This is a genomic window from Pseudomonas putida W15Oct28 (genome assembly GCF_000708715.2).
GTDB classification, from domain to species: domain Bacteria; phylum Pseudomonadota; class Gammaproteobacteria; order Pseudomonadales; family Pseudomonadaceae; genus Aquipseudomonas; species Aquipseudomonas putida_R.
The window spans coordinates 55,524-74,977 of record NZ_JENB01000004.1; the positions used below are offsets into that span (position 1 = coordinate 55,524).

Below are 19,454 nucleotides of genomic sequence, written 5' to 3' on the forward strand. Positions count from 1 at the left end.
TTCAGTCCAAACCCCGCGGCAGGTACAAGGTCACCCGCAACCCGCCCTCGCGCAGGTTCAGCAAGCTCACCTCGCCCCCATGGCTGTGGGCAATGTTGCGCGCAATCCCCAACCCCAGCCCATACCCCTGCTGCTGCCCGGCCAGCCGGAAATGCGGCTCGAACACCTGCTCCAGCTGCTGCTGCGGCACCCCCGGCCCCTGGTCGTCCACCTGCAGCACAAAGCCCTCGGCACTGTCGATGATGCGCAGCCGTGCCCGCTCGCCGTACTTGATGGCGTTGTCGATCAGGTTGCCGATGCAGCGTCGCAGCGCCAGCGGCTTGCCTGGGTAAGGCGCCAGCGCCCGGCCTTCGACCGTGATGCGGCCATCACGCAGATAAGGCTCGGCCAGAATCTCCAGCACCTGGTTGAGGTCGACCGGCTCTATGTTCTCGTGGATATCGGTGTCCTTCACGCACTGCAACGCACCTTTGACCAGCAGCTCCAGCTCGTCCAGGTCCTGGCTGAACTTGGCCTGCAGGCGCTCGTCCTCCAGCAGTTCGACACGCAGGCGCAGGCGGGTGATCGGCGTGCGCAGGTCGTGGGAGATGGCGCTGAACAGCTGGCTGCGTTCGGTCAGGTAGCGGCTGATACGCTCACGCATGCTGTTGAACGCCCGGCTTACCTCGACCACCTCGCTGCCACCGCCTTCAGCGACTGGCGCCACATCCGCGCCCAGCGACATCTCCCGCGCAGCGCGCGCCAGGCGCTTGAGCGGCCAGCTCTGCCAGTGCACCAGCAAACCGATGAACAACAGCAGCAAGGCGGTGGTGAGCACGATGAAACCGATCTGCTGGCGTGGCAGGCGTTCGGCCTCAAGGCTGGTATAGGGCTCGGGCAGCAGCGAGGCAATGTACAGCCACTCGCCCTCGCCCAGGCGGATCTGCGTCACCAGTACCGGCGGCTTGAGCGGCTCCAGGGTCAGCGAGTAATGCGCCCAGGAGCTTGGCAGCTCGTCGAGTTTCAGGCCGCTGTTGAAAATGCGCAGCTCGTCGGGCGCGACGAACTCAACGGAAATATCCATCTGCGAGCCCAGCCGTTCGTGCAGCACCTGCTGGAACACATCGATCACTGCCTGCTTGCGTGGGGTGATGGGCAGCACCTGCATGTCCAGCGGCTTGGCGTTGAGCGAGACGAAAAAGCGCGTGCCGCCCATGCTACGCAACTGGTCGAGCACCATCGGCCGATAGGCCACCGGCAACGAGCGGAAGTAACTGACACTGGCACTCATGGAATGGGCCAGGCTGCTGGCGCTGGCGCGCAGGCCCTGCAGCTGGCTGGCGCGCAACTGGGCCACCCAGATGATGCTCGACAAACCTTGGGCCAGCAGCACCACCAACAGGGTCAGCAGCAGCATGCGCCCCAGTAGCGAGCGTGGCAGCAGGCGCCAGCGCCGCTCAGGGCGCACTGCAGACATGCGCCGCCAACAGGTAGCCGCTGCCACGCACCGTGCGGATCAGCCGGGGGGGCTTGTCGGTGTCGCGCAGGCGCTGGCGCAAGCGGCTGACCGCCATGTCGACGATGCGGTCCAGCGGCATCGGCTCGCGACCACGGGTGGCGTTGCCGATGGTGTCGCGGTCGAGAATCTGCTGCGGATGGTCGAGGAACAGCTTGAGCAGGGCGAAGTCGGCGCCGGACAGAATCACCTCTTCACCGTCGTGGTGGAACAGACGGTGGCTGACCGTGTCCAGGCGCCAGTCGTCGAAGGCCAGCACGGCACTGCCCGGCGCCGACTGGCCGAATTCGGCGCGGCGCAGCAGGGCCTTGATCCTTGCTTGCAGTTCGCGAGGGCTGAACGGTTTGCCCAGGTAGTCGTCAGCGCCCAGTTCCAGGCCGATGACCCGGTCGGCTTCATCGGAGCTGGCAGTGAGCATGATGATCGGCACCCGTGCCTGGCGCGGGTGCTGACGCACCCAGCGGCACAGGCTGAAGCCGTCTTCGTCGGGCAGCATGACGTCGAGGATGACCAGGTCGCAGGGGGTGGTTTCCAGCGCGTGACGAAAGCCCTTTCCATCGGCTTCGGCATGCACCTGGAAGCCGGAGCGGCTCAGGTAGGTTTGCAGCAGTTCGCGGATTTCCTGGTCGTCGTCGACCATCAGGATCGATTTGCCGGCAGTGCTCAAGGTGGTCCTTCCTCTTGTCAGTTACAGGTCTTGGATGCCTGTTATTGGGGCCGCTTCGCGCCCCATCGCGACGCAAGGCCGCTCCTACACACTGCGCGGTCCCTGTAGGAGCGGCCTTGTGTCGCGATGGGCCGCGCAGCGGCCCCCTTACGCCTAGCTATGATCCAAAGCCTGCTGCAAGGCCACACCAGAGCCCAGCAACCCGGAAAACTCTGCCGTCACCAGCCACACCGGCACGCCCGCGAAATAGCCACTCATGCAGCCCTTGTCGGCAAAACTCGCAGCAAACCCGCTACGCAGGAACAGCTCGGCAAAACGCGGAATCACGCCGCCGACAATATAGACCCCACCTCGCGCCCCCAGCGTGAGCACGTTGTTACCCGCCACACGCCCAAGGAACCGGCAGAACTGCTCGACCACCGCCAGCGCCCGGGGCTCGCCGCCCAGCGCGGCGTCGGTAATCTGCGCTGGGGTCTTGTGCCTGGGTGTGTCGCCATCCAGCGCACAGATTGCCTGGTACAGCCGCACCAGGCCACCGCCACTGAGCACGGTCTCGGCACTGACATGGCCGATCTGCCCGTGGATCTGCTGGTGGATCGCCGCTTCGCGGGCATTGCCCACCGGCAGGTCGACATGGCCGCCCTCCCCCGGCAAGGCTTGCCAGTGATGTTCACCCAGGCGCAGCAGCGAACCGACGCCCAGGCCAGTGCCAGGCCCAATCACCAACGCAGGCCGCAACGGGTCAGCCTGACCGGGGCACACCTCGCGGTACTCCCCTTCGCGCAGGCGGGTCATGCCCAGCGCCATGGCGGTGAAGTCGTTGATCAGCAACAGCCGCTCGACCTGCAAGGTCTTGCAGAAAGCCGTACGGCTCAGGCGCCAATGGTTGTTGGTAAAGCGAAATTCATCGCCATCGACCGGCCCGGCTACCGCCAGGCATACAGCCGCCAACCCGCCGCGGGCGATGCCTTGGCCTTCGAGGTAAACCTCGATGGCCTGCTCCGGGCTGGTGTAATCCGCAGTGGCGAAGACTTTTACCTCATGCAGCTGGTTGTCACGCCACAACGCAAAACGGGCATTGGTGCCACCGATGTCGCCAACCAGCAGGTCCTTCATTTGAGGTGCTCCAGGGCCGAGGTGAACGCACTGGCGCCCTGCTCTGCCGGGCTGAACGCCATGCGCATGAAGCCGAACAGCTCACGGCCGCAGCCCAGGTCGTTGCCCTGGGGGGCCGGCGGCAGGTCCCGGCTGGCCAGTTCTTCGGCCGACACCATCACCCGCAACGTGCCTTCGACACCATCGACTCGCACGATATCACCATCGCGCACCCGCGCCAGCGGGCCGCCGTCATACGCCTCAGGGCAAACGTGGATGGCAGCAGGGATCTTGCCCGAGGCACCGGACATGCGCCCGTCGGTAACCAGCGCTACCTTGTAGCCACGGTCCTGCAGCACACCGAGGAACGGTGTGAGCTTGTGCAATTCGGGCATGCCGTTGCAACGCGGGCCCTGGAAGCGCACCACGGCGACAAAGTCACGCTCCAGCTCGCCGGCCTTGAACGCATCGGCCAGCGACTGCTGGTCGTGGAACACCAGCGCCGGGGCCTCGACCACTTGGTGCTCGGGGGCTACGGCAGAAACCTTCATCACGCCACGGCCCAGGTTGCCTTCCATCACCCGCAGGCCGCCTTCAGCCGAGAACGGCCGCGCCACCGGGCGCAGGATGCTTTCGTCCAGGCTCTGTTGCGGCCCTTCACGCCATACCAGTTGGCCATTGTCGAGGAACGGCTCCTGGGTGTAGCGGCGCAGGCCGTGGCCGGCCACGGTGTTGACGTCTTCGTGCAGCAGCCCGGCATCGAGCAGTTCGCGAATCAGGAAGGCCATGCCACCGGCGGCCTGGAAGTGATTGATGTCGGCCTTGCCGTTGGGGTAGACGTGGGACAGGGTCGGCACCACTTCGGAGAGGTCGGCCATGTCCTGCCAGGTCAGCTGGATACCTGCCGCCTGGGCAATCGCCGGGATGTGCAGGGTGTGGTTGGTCGAGCCGCCCGTGGCGTGCAGGGCAACGATGGAATTGACCAGTGCCTTCTCGTCGACGATTTCGCCCAGCGGCATGAAACTGCCGCTGGCCTTGGTCATGCGGGTCACCTGCTGCGCGGCCTCGGCGGTGAGTGCGTCGCGCAGGGGGGTGTACGGGTTGACGAACGAAGCGCCCGGCAAGTGCAGGCCCATCACCTCCATCACCAGCTGGTTGGTGTTGGCGGTGCCGTAGAAGGTGCAGGTACCCGGGCTGTGGTAGGAGTTCATTTCCGACTCCAGCAGCTCTTCACGGCTGGCCTTGCCTTCTGCATAGCGCTGGCGCACGTCGGCCTTCTGCTTGTTGGAAATGCCCGACACCATCGGCCCGCCCGGGACGAAGATGGTCGGCAGATGGCCGAAGCGCAGCGCACCCATCATCAGGCCAGGGACGATCTTGTCGCAGATGCCCAGCATCAGCGCGGCGTCGAACATGTTGTGCGACAGCGCTACCGCCGTGGACATGGCGATGACTTCGCGGCTGGCGATGGCCAGCTCCATGCCCGGCTCGCCCTGGGTCACGCCGTCGCACATGGCCGGCACGCCACCGGCGAACTGGCCGACCGAGCCGACCTCGCGCAGGGCCTGCTTGATCTGTTCGGGGAAGTGCAGGTACGGCTGGTGGGCAGACAACATGTCGTTGTAGGCCGAGACGATGGCCACGTTGGCCGCGTTCATCAGGCGCAGAGTCTGCTTGTCCTCGCTGCCGCAGCCGGCCACGCCATGGGCGAAGTTGGCGCACTGCAGGCTGGCACGCATGGGGCCTTCACTGGCCGCGCCGCGAATCAGCTGCAGGTAGCGTTCGCGGGTGGCACGGCTGCGTTCGATCAGCCGCTGGGTGACCTCAAGGATGCGCGGATGCATGTACTGGACTCCAGGCTAATTGTAAGGGCGGTTTACCGGGCATTTCCCCTCCAAACGATTGCGGCCTAGGCTCAAGGTAAGGAGCCTGCTGCATCGGTGGAAGCACATCGCCCAACCACTCGTTGTATGTTTAAACAAAATACTGCCACTAAAAAGGCTTGTTTTCTATCGCCCAGTGAATAATCTTGTAATTCCAACAACAAAACCGTTTCAGTGAAGCTCCTTTTTGCCACAGGTTTCACTCGGACTGCCAGAGGTACTGCCATGACCCTACGCATCGCCATCAATGGATTCGGCCGCATCGGGCGCAACGTCCTGCGCGCACTGTATACCCAAGGCTACCGCCAGGACCTGCAGGTCGTCGCCATCAACGACCTGGGCGACAGCGCCATGAACGCCCACCTGCTCAAGTACGACAGCGTGCACGGCACTTTCGACGCCACGGTCGAGGCCGACCATGAAAGCCTGACGGTCAATGGTGACCGTATCGCGGTCAGTGCCATCCGCAACCCGGCCGAGCTGCCCTGGAAGGCCGAGGCGATCGACGTGGTGTTCGAATGCACCGGGCTGTTCACTGACCGCGCCAAGGCCGCTGCACACCTTGCTGCAGGGGCGGGCAAGGTGATTGTCTCGGCACCCGCCAAGGGTGCCGATGCCACTGTGGTGTACGGGGTCAACCATGACATCCTGCGGGCCTCGCACCAGGTCATTTCCAACGCCTCCTGCACCACCAACTGCCTGGCGCCGATCGCCCAGGTGCTGCACCGCGAGTTCGGCATCGAACAAGGCCTGATGACCACCATTCACGCCTACACCAACGACCAGGTACTGACCGACATGTACCACAGCGACCCGTACCGTGCGCGTTCGGCCACCCAGTCGATGATCCCGAGCAAGACCGGCGCCGCCGAGGCCGTGGGCCTGGTGCTGCCGGAGCTGGCCGGCAAGCTGACCGGCATGGCCGTGCGGGTGCCGGTGATCAACGTGTCGCTGGTGGACCTCACCGTCAACCTCCAACGCGAGGCCACGGCCGAGCAGGTCAACCAGCTGTTCCTTGAAGCCAGCAAGCATTCCAAGGTATTGGGCTACAACGCCTTGCCGTTGGTTTCCTGCGATTTCAACCACAACCCGCTGTCTTCCATTTTCGATGCCAACCATACCCGGGCCAACGGGCGCATGCTCAAGGTGCTGGCGTGGTATGACAACGAGTGGGGGTTCAGCAACCGCATGCTGGATAACTGCCTGGCGTTACATCGGGCAGGCTGACGCAGCCTTTGTGGGAGCGGCCTTGCGTCGCGAAAGGGCCGCAAAGCGGCCCCCGGATTTCGGCATTTGCGCAGAAATTTCTGGGGCTGCTTTGCAGCCCTTTCGCGACGCAAGGCCGCTCCCACAAAAAGCACTCCGACCGCCAGCTACTCACAATCTTTACCTTTTCCTAACATTTCCACACTTGACCAACGGCATAGATGATAAGCATTATCATTAACCTTTCGTCGGCCAGGTCCCCCCGTGAGTCAGTCCCGGTTCAACTCCGTCTTCCTCGTCCAGCGCCTTACCCTGCTGCGCACCTTGCAGCGCATGGTCGGCAACCCCAGCACGGCCGAAGACCTGCTGCAGGAAACCTACCTGCGGGTGTCTCGCGCCTTGGGCGAGCGGCCCATCGAGCATATCGAGCCGTTCGTGTTCCAGACCGCGCGCAACCTGGCGCTGGACCACCTGCGCGCACGCCGGGTGCAGGCACGCATGCTGGTCGACGATGTCCCTGACGAAGTGCTGCACAGCGTGGCCGCGCCCGCTACCAGCAGCGAGGATGCCGCCCATGCCGAGCAGTTGCTCAAGCACCTGAGTGTCAGCCTCAACCAGCTGAGCGAACGCCAGCAGCGCATCTTCATCCTCAGCCGACTGCATGGCGCCACCTACCTGGAAATTGCCGAACAACTGAGTGTTTCGCCCAGCACGGTGCAGAAGGAATTGAAACTGATCATGGCGATCTGCATGGGTGTTGCCGAGCGCCTCAAGTAGTCCGGGCGCAGCCGAGCGGTAACGCAAAGCCCTTGCCACACCCCGCCTTAGCCTTGATCATTCGCAAAAACCATTCAAGGATTCGCCGTGACTGACAGCCCCGCCTCTCGCCCGTCACCTGCCGGGCCCTGTGCCCGTGCTCGTGCCATGGACGAGGCGCTGGACTGGCTGGTGCGCCTGCAATGCGCCGATACCGAGGACACCCAGGCCTTTGAAGCCTGGCTGAGCGCCGCACCGGAAAACGCCGAGGCCTATGTCGAGGCAGAAGCACTGTGGAACGGTACGCCGTTGCACCAGGCGGCCACGCAGATGCACCAGCAGCAACGCCGCTCGTGGCGCGGGCGCATGCGCAGCCACTGGAAACCCCTGGCCACCGCCGCAGTGCTGCTGGTCGGGCTGTTCACCGTCGGTAACCTGCCCACCCGTTTGCAGGCCGACCACCTGACCGTGGTGGGCGAGCGCCAGCGCCTGCAGCTGGAAGACGGCGCGAAAGTGCTGCTCAACACCAACTCGGCATTTGCCAGCGACCGCCGGGACGGCCGCCAGGTCGCCCGCCTGCTGCAGGGTGAGGCTTACTTCCAGATACCCGAGGGCGCACTGCTGCCGCTTGAGGTAGAGGCCGGGCCGTTGCGCGCACAGGTGCGCGATACCGACTTTGCCGTGCGCTACCTCGATGGTGAGGCCCAGGTGCGGGTGCAACGCGGCGATGTCGACCTGCAAGGGGCACGCGACCAGCGCATCCGCCTGAGTGCCGGAGACAGCATCAGCGTTGGCCCGCAGGGCTTCGGCCAACGCCAACGCGCCGACATGCAAAAGGACCTGGCCTGGGTCGACGGCCGCCTGGTGTTCGAGAATTGCCCGTTGAGCCAGGTGCTGGCTGAAGTACGGCGCTACTACCCAGGCTGGATCATCAGCCGCAATGCCCAGCTGGAAGACGTTGCAGTCACTGGCAACTACCGCCTCGACCAGCCGCTGGAAACCCTGCGCGCACTGGCCCACATCACCTCGGCACAGCTGCATGAGTACCCTGCGCTGGTGATTCTGAACTGACCCCGAAATTATTTTTACGCGATCGCCCTGCCCCGCCCGTCTCGTTATAGCCAATGCAACTGATTCTTGTTTGAAAACGAGAACAGCAATCACCTATAACAGCCCGCGCATCAGGGAGCGCTTTCGATGTCCACTGGTCCAACCCGCTCGTCCACCCTTCCTGGCCGTACAGGGCAACTGTCCCTGCTGAGCCTTTCGTTGCTGAATCTTGCCCTGCTCGCCAGTGGCGCCTGCAGCCTGCCGGCGCTTGCCGCCGATCCGGCCCAGGCCAGCAGCCCGCGCATGGGTGACTACCGCTTCAGCATCGGCCAGCAGCCGCTGGTGTCGGCGATCAACGCCTTCAGCCAGGTCACCGGCTGGCAGGTCGGCTTCAGCGCCGAGCTGGCCGACGGCGTGGCTTCGCCGGGTGTGCAAGGCTCACTGCCGCCAGATGCCGCCCTCAAGCGCCTGCTGCAGGGTACCGGGCTGAGTTTTCGCAAGATCAGCAACGGCAACGTGGTGCTTGAGCGCCAGACTGGCGGCAACGTGATCGCCCTGCAGCAGGTGACCGTCAGCGCCACCCGTAGCGCCCAGGACGTCAGCCAGGTGCCGAGCACCGTCAGCGTGCAGACCCGCGAGCAACTGGACCGGCAGAACGTCAACAACATCCAGGACCTGGTGCGCTACGAGCCGGGTGTGTCGGTGGCCGGTACCGGCCAGCGCAGCGGCACGAACGGCTACAACATCCGTGGTATCGACGGCGAGCGGATCCTCACCCAGGTGGACGGCGTGTCGATCCCGGACAGCTTCTTCTACGGCCCCTATGCCCAGACCCAACGCAACTACGTCGACCCGGAAATCGTCAAGCGCGTGGAAATCCTCCGCGGCCCGGCCTCGGTGCTGTACGGCAGCAACGCCATCGGCGGCGCGGTGAGCTATTTCACCCTCGACCCCGACGACATCATCAAGCCCGGCAAGGACGTGGGTGCGCGGCTGAAGACCGGCTACAGCTCGGCCGACGAGAGCTGGCTGACCTCCGCCACCGTCGCCGGCCGCGAGGGTGATTTCGATGGCCTGCTGCACCTGAGCCAACGCAACGGCCACGAGACCGAAACCCACGGCAGCCACAGCGGTGCCGGCCTGTCGCGCACCGAAGCCAACCCGATGGACGTGCGCACCACCAACGTACTGGCCAAGCTTGGCTGGAATTACGCCGACGACGCGCGCCTGGGCGTCACCTACGAGCGCTACAAGGATGACCGCGACCAGAACATCCTCAGCGCCGTGGGCGGGCCGTTCATTCCGGGCTTTGGCGGCACGGGCTACTACAAGGCGCGCAGTGGCAACGACACCATCAGCCGCGAGCGCTTCGGCATCAACCATGAGTTCGGCCTGGACTCGCTGGTCGCTGACCACGTCAAGTGGAGCCTGAACTACCAGATCGCCAAGACCGACCAGCACACCGAAGAAGTCTACGCACCACCTGGTCGCCAGGTACTGCGCACCCGCGACACCACCTACAAGGACCGCCAGTGGGTGTTCGACGCCCAGCTGGACAAGGCCTTCAGCATCGGCGTCACCGACCACCTGCTGACCTATGGCACCACGATCAAGCACGAGAAAATCACGGGTTCGCGCAGCGGCACCGGCACCTGCCTGGCCGTGGGCTCCGGTTGCTCCGCCGCCGGCGCCGAACGCCCGGCAGACGGCCAGGTGCTGGTCAGCGACTTCCCGGACCCGACCGTGAACACCTACAGCCTGTTCGTGCAGGACGAAATCCGCTGGAACAACTGGACCTTCATGCCCGGTGCACGCTACGACTACACGCACATGGAACCGAAGTTCACCGAAGAATTCCTGCGTGGCCTGGAGTCCACCGGCACAGCCCCCACCTCCCAGGACGACTCGGACAAGAAGTGGCACCGCGTTTCGCCCAAGTTCGGCATGACCTACACCTTCAACGACAACTACACCTGGTATGGCCAGTACGCCGAAGGCTTCCGCACCCCGACCGCCAAGTCCATGTACGGGAAATTCGTCAACCTTGAGGAAGGTTACCGCGTAGAAGGCAACCCAGGCCTGGAACCGGAAAAGAGCAAGAGCTACGAAACCGGCCTGCGTGGCAACTTCGACGCAGGTAACTTCGACGTGGCGGTGTTCTACAACAAGTACCGCGACTTCATCGACGAAGATGCGGTGCAAAGCGCCAACCTGGAACAGACCTTCCAGGCCAACAACATCAAGCACGCCACCATCAAGGGGGCCGAGTTCAAGGGCCGCCTGAACCTCGACCACTTCGGCGCGCCGCAAGGCCTGTATACCCAGGGTTCGATTGCCTACACCTATGGTCGCAACGATGACACCGGTGAGCCACTGAACAGCATCAACCCGCTGAAGGGCGTGCTCGGCCTGGGTTACGAGCAGCAGAACTACGGCGGCCTGCTGAGCTGGACGCTGGTCAAGCGCAAGACCCGTGTCGACGACTCCAGCTTCTACTCGCCCGACGGTTCAAGTTCGAAGTTCCGCACCCCGGGTTACGGCGTGCTGGACCTGACCGGCTTCTACAAGGTCACCGACGACGTGACCATCAACGCCGGCCTGTACAACCTCACCGACAAGAAGTACTGGCAGTGGGATTCGGTACGCAGCTACGACGGCCAGGGTGAAGCGGCTGTGACCCAGCCAGCCAACATCGACCGCCTGACCATGCCGGGGCGCAACTTCGGTATCAATGTGGTTTGGGATATCTGATCCCTCACGCCTGTACCGGCCTCTTCGCGGGCGCGCCCGCTCCCACAGGAACATCACAGGTCCAAGGCCTGCGTTGAACCTGTGGGAGCGGGCATGCCCGCGAAGAGGCCGGTACAGACAACACTAAAACCCAGTTTTTTTACTGTCCCGCCCCCTCTGTTTCGTCTTGTATCTAGACGCCCCTCTTTCCAAGGACTGCCCCCATGACCGAACGCCCAGCCCTGCGCTCCCAGCGCCTGAACCAGATCACCCACGCCCCGCACGCCGAGCTGGATGCCCTGGTCAAATCCCACGCGCCCTTCGACAGCCGCGAAAGCTTCGCCCGCTTCGTCGTTGCCCAGTACCTGTTCCAGTCCGAGCTGCAAGCCCTGTACAACGACCCGCAGCTGATCGCCATCGTCCCCGACCTGGCCGAGCGCTGCCGTGCCGACCAGGCCCGCCTGGACCTCGCCGACCTCGACACCGAAGTGCCAGCCGCCGTGCCGGGCGCCGTGGGCAAGCCGAGCCTGGGCGAGGCAATGGGCTGGATCTTCGTCTCTGAAGGCTCCAAACTGGGCGCTGCGTTTCTGATCAAGCGTGCCGTGGCCCTGGAGCTGTCCGACAGCTTCGGTGCCCGCCACCTGGGCGAGCCAGCCGGTGGACGTGCCGAGGGCTGGAAACAGTTCACTCGCATCCTCGACGGCCTTGAGCTGTCGGCTGAAGAGGAAGCCGCTGCCGAGCGCGGTGCAGTTGCGGCCTTCGAGCGTTTCACCGAACTGCTCAAACATGCCTATGCTGCGGATGCCGCGCTGGTCTGATACGCCGTACCCGGCCACCCTACCGGTGGCCGAACCGTTTTGCAGTGAGACCATGACCCAACCTGCCCGCTCGAAGATCGCCCGCCTGTTGTATGGAATCCTGGCTTACGTGAGCCTCGGGGTGGGCCTGGTCGCGATCGTCATTCCCGGCTTGCCCACCACCGAATTCATCCTGCTGGCCGCCTGGGCGGCGACCCGCAGCTCGCCGCGCCTGTCTGCCTGGCTGGAGAACCATCGGCTGTTCGGGCCAATCCTCTACAACTGGCGCAATGGCAAGGTGATCCAGCGTCGGGCCAAGGTAAGCGCGACCATCAGCATGCTGCTGTGCGCGGGGCTGATGCTGACGTTTCTGGAACACCACTGGCCGGTGTTCCTGGCAATCGCCGGCATGACCCTGGGCAACCTGTGGATCTGGTCACGCCCGGAGCACGCCTGCCCTGCCCCGTCACAAGCTCAACAACCCTGAATACAGGCCGTAGGCCGCCAGTGCAGCGCCCGCCAGCACGGCGGCGAAAATCAGCTTTTCCCAGGTGGTGAACAACGCCTTGCCCTGCTCATGCTTGGCCCTGGCAAACAGGATCACACCGGGGGCATACAGCAGCGCCGACAGCAGCAGGTACTTGAGCCCGCCGGCATACAACAGCCATACGGCATACAGCAAGGCAACCAGCGCCACCAGCAAGTCCTTGCGCCGCAACCCTGGCTGCCCGGCATAGGTTTCTGCACGTACCGCCAGCAGCACAGCGTATGCTGCCGACCACAGGTAGGGCACCAGGATCATCGACGATGCCAGGTAGATGAGGCTGGTGTAGGTACCGGCCGAGAACAGCGTAATCAGCAGGAAGCCCTGGATCATGCAGTTGGTCAGCCACAGGGCGTTGGCGGGCACATGGTTGGCGTTTTCCTTGGCCAGGAAGCGCGGCATGGTCTTGTCCCGCGCCGTGGCAAAGAGGATCTCGGCACACAGCAGCGCCCAGGACAGCAAGGCGCCTAGCAACGAGACCGCCAGGCCCAGGCTGATGAGCAAGGCGCCCCAGGGGCCGACGATATGCTCCAGCACCGAGGCCAGCGAGGGGTTCTGCAGCCCGGCCAGTTCCGGCTGGGTCATCACCCCCAGCGACAACACGTTGACCAGCACCAGCAGCGCCAGCACCCCGAGAAAGCCGATGACGGTGGCCTTGCCCACGTCCGAACGACGCTCGGCGCGCCCGGAGTACACGCTGGCCCCCTCGATGCCGATGAACACGAATACGGTCACCAGCATCATGTTACGCACCTGCTCCAGCACGCTGCCGAATTGCGGGTTGCTCAAGCCCCAGATGTCACGGGTGAAAATGTCGGCGCGAAAGGCGAACGCCGCAATCACCACGAACATCAGCAACGGCACCACCTTGGCCACGGTGGTCACCTGGTTGATGAACGCGGCTTCCTTGATGCCGCGCAGCACCAGGAAATGCACCGACCACAGCAGCAGCGAGGCACAACCGATGGCGATCGGCGTGTTGCCTTCTCCGAAAACCGGAAAGTAGAAGCCCAGGGTACTGAACAGCAGTACGAAATAGCCGACGTTGCCCAGCCAGGCGCTGATCCAGTAGCCCCAGGCCGAAGAGAAGCCCATGTAGTCGCCGAAGCCTGCCTTGGCATAGGCGTACACCCCCGAATCCAGTTCCGGCTTGCGGTTGGCCAGGGTCTGGAATACGAAGGCCAGGGCCAGCATGCCAACGGCGGTGATACACCAGCCGATCAGCACCGCCCCGACATCGGCACGCGCCGCCATATTCTGCGGCAGCGAAAAAATCCCGCCACCAATCATCGAGCCGACCACCAGCGCGATCAGCGCGCCCAGGCGCAGCTTCTGTCCCGGTTCGCTCATGCAACCCCCATTTTCTCGCGCTGTCATGCCTTTGAAACAGCCCTGCGGGCCATATAGATGTTGTTACTTATAATGGAACAAGCCATTCAAGCTATAGCACTCATAACTGCTTTGTCTATGCACCATTCCTTTAAAAGCTAGCAGCTGCACAGCAACTAGAAAAGTTCCTGATAAAACTCAAAATTCTTGTGAAAAATTTGCGAAAGCGGCAAAAGCAGCTAGCTTCAAGCATCGCAAGCTGAACAGAGCGTTTGCTCTAGAAAGACATGGAGGTGCCAGCGCGCAAGGCTTGCAGCATCAGCTGTCGGCACTCTCCAGGAGCACCCGTGAAGGAAATTTCCTACCTTCACGTCGCCTTAAACTGACACAAGTCAGCTTACGGCAACGGCGTCGGATTTATGCTGACGTCAACTTTCTCCTGGCAGGAGTTGTTAAATGTCTGATTCATCCGGAAAACTAAAGCTCGGCGCGTTAGTTGCACTTGTCGTCGGCTCGATGATTGGCGGCGGGATATTCTCGTTGCCGCAAAACATGGCCGCCAGCGCAGGGGTTGGCGCTGTGCTGATCGGCTGGGGCATCACCGCGGTCGGCATGCTGACCCTGGCATTTGTGTTCCAGACCCTGGCCAACCGCAAGCCTGACCTGGATGGCGGGGTGTATGCCTACGCCAAGGCCGGTTTCGGCGACTACATGGGCTTCTCTTCGGCCTGGGGCTACTGGATCAGTGCCTGGCTGGGCAACGTCGGCTACTTCGTGCTGTTGTTCAGCACCTTGGGCTACTTCTTCCCGATCTTCGGTGAAGGCAACACGCCGGCCGCCATCGTGGGCGCGTCGGTTCTGTTGTGGGCAGTGCACTTCCTGGTGCTGCGTGGCATCAAGGAAGCGGCGTTCATCAACCTGGTCACTACCGTGGCCAAAGTGGTGCCGCTGGTGCTGTTCGCCCTGATCTGCCTGTTCGCCTTCAGGCTCGACATCTTCACCGCCGACATCTGGGCCCTGGGTACACCGGAGCTGGGCAGCGTGATGAACCAGGTGCGCAACATGATGCTGGTCACCGTGTGGGTGTTCATCGGCATCGAGGGCGCGAGCATCTTCTCGTCACGGGCGGAAAAACGCTCTGACGTGGGCAAGGCCACTGTCATCGGCTTTGTCACCGTGCTGCTGTTCCTGGTGCTGGTCAATGTGCTGTCGCTGGGCATCATGACCCAACCGGAACTGGCCAAGCTGCAGAACCCGTCGATGGCTGCCGTACTTGAGCATGTGGTCGGCCACTGGGGCGCGGTGCTGATCAGCGTCGGCCTGATCATCTCGCTGCTGGGGGCCCTGCTGTCGTGGGTACTGCTGTGCGCCGAGATCATGTTCGCCGCCGCCAAAGACCACACCATGCCGGAGTTCCTGCGCCGCGAAAATGCCAACCAGGTACCGGCCAACGCCCTGTGGCTCACCAATGCCATGGTGCAGATCTTCCTGGTGATCACGCTGTTCTCCAACAGCACCTACCTGTCGCTGATCTACCTCGCCACCTCGATGATCCTGGTGCCTTACCTGTGGTCGGCGGCCTATGCGTTCTTGCTGGCACTGCGCAGCGAAACCTACGAGCAGGCCCTGGCCGAACGCAAGAAAGACCTGGTCATCGGTAGCATCGCCCTGTTGTACGCCCTCTGGCTGCTGTATGCCGGCGGCGTGAAATACCTGCTGCTCTCGGCCCTGCTCTATGCACCTGGCGCCATCCTGTTCGCCAAGGCCAAGCGTGAAGTAGGCCAACCCGTTTTCACCAACGTGGAAAAACTGATCTTCGCAGCCGTGGTCATCGGCGCCCTGGTGGCAGCCTTTGGCCTGTATGACGGCTTCCTGACTCTTTGATCCACGTCTTCGTTCAATTGGAGGAATGAAACCATGTCCGCTGAAAAACAGAAGTACGGTGTCCACTCCGAAGCCGGCAAACTGCGCAAAGTGATGGTTTGCTCGCCGGGCCTGGCGCACAAGCGCCTGACGCCGAGCAACTGTGACGAGCTGCTGTTCGACGATGTTATCTGGGTCGACCAGGCCAAGCGTGACCATTTCGACTTCGTCACCAAAATGCGCGAGCGCGGCGTGGATGTGCTGGAAATGCACAACCTGCTGACCGACATCGTGCAGCAACCCGAAGCCCTCAAGTGGATCCTGGACCGCAAGATTACCTCTGACACCGTGGGTGTCGGCCTGACCAACGAGGTGCGCAGCTGGCTCGAAGGGCTGGAACCACGCCACCTGGCGGAGTTCCTGATTGGCGGCGTGGCAGGCCAGGACCTTCCAGTAAGCGAAGGCGCCGAAGTGATCAAGATGTACAACAAGTACCTGGGCCACTCCAGCTTCATTCTGCCGCCGCTGCCCAACACCCAGTTCACCCGCGACACCACCTGCTGGATCTACGGTGGCGTGACGCTCAACCCGATGTACTGGCCTGCGCGACGCCAGGAAACCCTGCTGACCACAGCCATTTACAAGTTCCACAAAGAGTTCACCGGTGCCGACTTCCAGGTCTGGTATGGCGACCCGGACAAGGATCACGGCAACGCCACCCTCGAGGGCGGCGACGTGATGCCGGTCGGCAAGGGCATCGTGCTGATCGGCATGGGTGAGCGCACATCGCGCCATGCCATCGGACAACTGGCTCAGAACCTGTTCGAGAAAGGCGCGGCCGAGAAAGTCATCGTCGCTGGCCTGCCGAAGTCCCGCGCGGCGATGCACCTGGACACCGTGTTCAGCTTCTGCGACCGCGACCTGGTAACGGTATTCCCAGAGGTGGTGAAAGAGATCAAGCCATTCATCATCACCCCAGACTCCAGCAAGCCCTATGGCATGAACATCGCGCCGCAGGATGCCTCGTTCCTCGAGGTGGTATCCGAGCAGTTGCTGGGCAAGAAAGACAAGCTGCGCGTGGTCGAGACCGGCGGTAACAGCTTCGCCGCCGAGCGCGAACAGTGGGATGACGGCAACAACGTGGTGGCCATCGAGCCGGGGGTGGTCATCGGCTACGACCGCAACACCTACACCAACACCCTGCTGCGCAAGGCCGGCATCGAGGTCATCACCATCAGCGCCGGCGAACTGGGCCGGGGCCGTGGCGGCGGCCACTGCATGACCTGCCCGATTGTGCGCGACCCGATCGACTACTAACGACCATTGCACCCGGCCGCGCCCACAAAGCGCCGGCCGGGACACTACCGAACTCAAGGAGAAGCAATCATGGCGTTCAACATTCACAACCGTAACCTGCTCAGCCTGGAACACCACACCACCCGCGAGCTGCGCTACCTGCTGGACCTGTCCCGCGACCTCAAGCGCGCCAAGTACACCGGTACCGAGCAGCAGCACCTGAAGGGCAACAACATTGCCCTGATCTTCGAAAAAACCTCCACCCGTACCCGCTGCGCCTTCGAAGTGGCGGCCTACGACCAGGGCGCGAACGTTACCTACATCGACCCCAACTCTTCGCAGATCGGCCACAAAGAAAGCATGAAGGACACCGCCCGCGTATTGGGGCGCATGTACGACGCCATCGAGTACCGTGGCTTCAAGCAGGAAATCGTCGAAGAACTGGCCAAGTTCGCCGGTGTGCCGGTGTTCAACGGCCTGACCGATGAGTACCACCCCACCCAGATGATCGCTGACGTGCTGACCATGCGCGAGAACAGCGACAAACCGCTGCACGACATCAGCTACGCCTACCTGGGCGACGCCCGCAACAACATGGGCAACTCGCTGCTGCTGATTGGCGCCAAGCTCGGCATGGACGTGCGCATCGCCGCGCCGAAGGCACTGTGGCCGCATGACGACCTGGTCGAGCGCTGCAAGAAGTACGCTGAAGAAAGCGGCGCCCGCATCACCCTCACCGAAGACCCGAAAGCGGCGGTCAAGGGTGTGGACTTTGTGCATACCGACGTGTGGGTATCGATGGGCGAGCCGATCGAAGCCTGGGGTGAGCGCATCAAGCAGCTCAAGCCTTACCAGGTGAACGCCGACCTGATGAAGTCCACCGGCAACCCGCGGACCAAGTTCATGCACTGCCTGCCGGCGTTCCACAACTCCGACACCAAAGTAGGCAAGCAGATCGCCGAACAGTACCCGGACCTGGCCAACGGCATCGAAGTGACTGACGACGTGTTCGAGTCGCCGGCCTGCATCGCCTTCGAGCAGGCGGAAAACCGCATGCACACCATCAAGGCGATACTGGTTTCGACCCTGGCTGACCTGTAAGTAGCTTCCGCTACCGCCGAGACTGCAAGGGACCTGTGGGAGCGGGCGAGCCCGCGAAAACGTCAGCTGCATCATTGGTGATGTCTGGTCTGGCCTCTTCGCGGGCATGCCCGCTCCCACAGGGAACCCCACAGTTTTCAGTGCAGCAGCACATTCATCTTTCGTTAAAGGACATTCCCCATGCGTATCGTTGTTGCATTGGGCGGCAACGCCCTGCTGCGTCGCGGCGAGCCCATGACCGCTGACAACCAGCGTGCCAATATCCGCACCGCCACCGAACAGATCGCCAAGATCCACCCTGGCAACGAACTGGTCATTGCCCACGGCAACGGTCCGCAAGTCGGCCTGCTGTCGCTTCAGGCGCTGTCCTACAAGCCCGACGAGGCCTACCCGCTGGACGTGCTGGGCGCCGAAACCGAGGGCATGATCGGCTACATGATCGAACAGGAGCTGGGCAACCTGCTGGCCTTCGAGGTGCCGTTCGCCACCCTGCTGACCCAGGTGGAAGTGGACGCCAACGACCCCGCCTTCAAGGACCCGACCAAGTTCATCGGCCCGGTCTACAGCAAGGAAGAGGCCGAGCGCCTGGCCAAAGAGAAAGGCTGGGTGGTCAAGGCCGATGGCGACAAGTACCGCCGTGTGGTGGCCAGCCCGAAACCCAAGCGCATCTTTGAAATCCGCCCGATCAAGTGGCTGCTGGAAAAGAACAGCATCGTGATTTGCGCAGGCGGTGGCGGCATCCCCACCATGTACGATGAAAACCGCAAGCTCAAAGGCATCGAAGCGGTGATCGACAAGGACCTGTGCTCGGCACTGCTGGCCGAGCAATTGGAAGCCGACCTTCTGATTATCGCCACCGACGTCGATGCGGCTTACATTGACTGGGGCAAGCCGACGCAAAAAGCCATTGCCCAGGCCCACCCGGACGAACTCGAACGCCTCGGCTTCGCCGCCGGCTCCATGGGGCCGAAAGTGCAAGCTGCCAGTGACTTTGCCCGCAACACCGGCAAGGTGGCGGTGATCAGCTCGCTGGAAAACATCGAGGACATCGTCAAGGGCACCGCCGGCACCCGCGTTTCCACCGCGAAGCCTGGGATCAGCTACCGTTGAATGCAGTGGGCGGGCGCCTGGCGCCCGTCGTTTTCGACCTTCCGGAGAATTCCGCCATGGCTCAGTTTCAACCCGGTCACGTGCACATCGAGCGCACTGCGCTGAACAGCGCCGACCATAGCTACGACCTCAACATCGAGTACGAGGCGACGACACAAGATCCCAAGGAAGGCCGAGGGATACTGTTCCACATGCATGGCAGCATCGAGGGCAAGACGGTCGATGAAAAGTTCTTTCTGCCCAAGGATCAGGCACTGCCCAGCTTTTTGATGGTACTGAGCCGCAAGGCCCAGGCTCATCTTGCAGCACCCAAGAAATTCGAAACCCTCAGCTCGCCACACAAGATCTACGACGCGATGTTCGAAGACATCCGCGCCAAACTGGATGTGAAGTCGGGCGACTCTATCAAGCCTGAACATCTGGAATGATTTCAGAATTTTGGGGCTGCTTTGCAGCCCTTTCGCGACACAAGGCCGCTCCTACAGATACCGCGCGAAGCCTGAAACCGGCGCGCAGCCTGTAGGAGCGGCCT

General features: G+C 62.9%; 16 protein-coding genes. 11 read left to right on the forward strand and 5 right to left on the reverse strand.

Annotated elements, in window-relative coordinates:
• Position 1: 1 nt before the first annotated feature.
• From AK81_RS03615 to edd, 4 genes are all read right to left on the reverse strand, one after another.
• Positions 2-1,456, reverse strand: a complete 1,455-nt coding sequence (locus tag AK81_RS03615; RefSeq protein WP_043196839.1) for an ATP-binding protein — start codon at positions 1,454-1,456, stop codon at positions 2-4.
• Positions 1,437-2,162, reverse strand: a complete 726-nt coding sequence (gene gltR / locus AK81_RS03620) for a two-component system response regulator GltR (protein WP_043196841.1) — start codon at positions 2,160-2,162, stop codon at positions 1,437-1,439. The genes AK81_RS03615 and gltR overlap by 20 nt, the downstream gene beginning before the upstream one ends.
• Before the next feature lie 153 nt (positions 2,163-2,315).
• On the reverse strand, positions 2,316-3,278 hold the full coding sequence (locus tag AK81_RS03625) for a glucokinase (protein WP_043196843.1): 963 nt from the start codon (positions 3,276-3,278) through the stop codon (positions 2,316-2,318).
• The gene (gene edd / locus AK81_RS03630; RefSeq protein ID WP_043196845.1) at positions 3,275-5,101 is read right to left on the reverse strand and encodes a phosphogluconate dehydratase; all 1,827 of its coding nucleotides are present in this window, start codon (positions 5,099-5,101) and stop codon (positions 3,275-3,277) included. The genes AK81_RS03625 and edd overlap by 4 nt, the downstream gene beginning before the upstream one ends.
• Before the next feature lie 264 nt (positions 5,102-5,365).
• Between edd and gap the strand changes: the two genes are divergently transcribed.
• The 6 genes from gap (at position 5,366) to AK81_RS03660 (ending at position 12,166) form a co-directional block, all read left to right on the forward strand.
• Complete coding sequence (gene gap, locus AK81_RS03635; protein WP_043196847.1) at positions 5,366-6,367, forward strand: type I glyceraldehyde-3-phosphate dehydrogenase; 1,002 nt, start codon at positions 5,366-5,368, stop codon at positions 6,365-6,367.
• 243 nt (positions 6,368-6,610) lie between these two features.
• Positions 6,611-7,123, forward strand: coding sequence for an RNA polymerase sigma factor (locus tag AK81_RS03640; RefSeq protein ID WP_003255059.1), 513 nt, complete (start codon positions 6,611-6,613; stop codon positions 7,121-7,123).
• Positions 7,124-7,210: 87 nt separating this feature from the next.
• Complete coding sequence (locus tag AK81_RS03645) at positions 7,211-8,173, forward strand: FecR family protein (RefSeq protein WP_043196848.1); 963 nt, start codon at positions 7,211-7,213, stop codon at positions 8,171-8,173.
• Between the two features lie 126 nt (positions 8,174-8,299).
• Positions 8,300-10,903 (forward strand): TonB-dependent receptor, encoded by a 2,604-nt coding sequence (locus AK81_RS03650; protein ID WP_043196850.1) that lies wholly within the window; start codon positions 8,300-8,302, stop codon positions 10,901-10,903.
• 203 nt (positions 10,904-11,106) lie between these two features.
• Positions 11,107-11,700, forward strand: a complete 594-nt coding sequence (locus AK81_RS03655; RefSeq protein WP_043196851.1) for a biliverdin-producing heme oxygenase — start codon at positions 11,107-11,109, stop codon at positions 11,698-11,700.
• A gap of 52 nt (positions 11,701-11,752) precedes the next feature.
• Complete coding sequence (locus AK81_RS03660) at positions 11,753-12,166, forward strand: YbaN family protein (protein WP_019471746.1); 414 nt, start codon at positions 11,753-11,755, stop codon at positions 12,164-12,166.
• Here AK81_RS03660 and arcD (AK81_RS03665) read toward each other — a convergent pair.
• On the reverse strand, positions 12,146-13,573 hold the full coding sequence (gene arcD / locus AK81_RS03665) for an arginine-ornithine antiporter (protein ID WP_043196852.1): 1,428 nt from the start codon (positions 13,571-13,573) through the stop codon (positions 12,146-12,148). The genes AK81_RS03660 and arcD (AK81_RS03665) overlap by 21 nt on opposite strands.
• A gap of 435 nt (positions 13,574-14,008) precedes the next feature.
• On the opposite strand from arcD (AK81_RS03665), the gene arcD (AK81_RS03670) reads away from it, so the two are divergent.
• From arcD (AK81_RS03670) to AK81_RS03690, 5 genes are all read left to right on the forward strand, one after another.
• A complete protein-coding gene (gene arcD, locus AK81_RS03670; protein ID WP_043196853.1) occupies positions 14,009-15,436 on the forward strand; it encodes an arginine-ornithine antiporter in 1,428 nt (475 codons plus the stop codon).
• A 33-nt stretch (positions 15,437-15,469) separates the two neighbouring features.
• The gene (arcA, locus tag AK81_RS03675) at positions 15,470-16,732 is read left to right on the forward strand and encodes an arginine deiminase (protein ID WP_019471749.1); all 1,263 of its coding nucleotides are present in this window, start codon (positions 15,470-15,472) and stop codon (positions 16,730-16,732) included.
• 69 nt (positions 16,733-16,801) lie between these two features.
• Complete coding sequence (locus AK81_RS03680) at positions 16,802-17,812, forward strand: ornithine carbamoyltransferase (RefSeq protein WP_043196855.1); 1,011 nt, start codon at positions 16,802-16,804, stop codon at positions 17,810-17,812.
• Positions 17,813-17,992: 180 nt separating this feature from the next.
• Positions 17,993-18,922 (forward strand): carbamate kinase, encoded by a 930-nt coding sequence (gene arcC, locus AK81_RS03685; RefSeq protein WP_043196856.1) that lies wholly within the window; start codon positions 17,993-17,995, stop codon positions 18,920-18,922.
• Positions 18,923-18,978: 56 nt separating this feature from the next.
• Complete coding sequence (locus tag AK81_RS03690; RefSeq protein ID WP_043196857.1) at positions 18,979-19,350, forward strand: DUF5064 family protein; 372 nt, start codon at positions 18,979-18,981, stop codon at positions 19,348-19,350.
• The last annotated feature ends 104 nt before the right edge of the window (positions 19,351-19,454 follow it).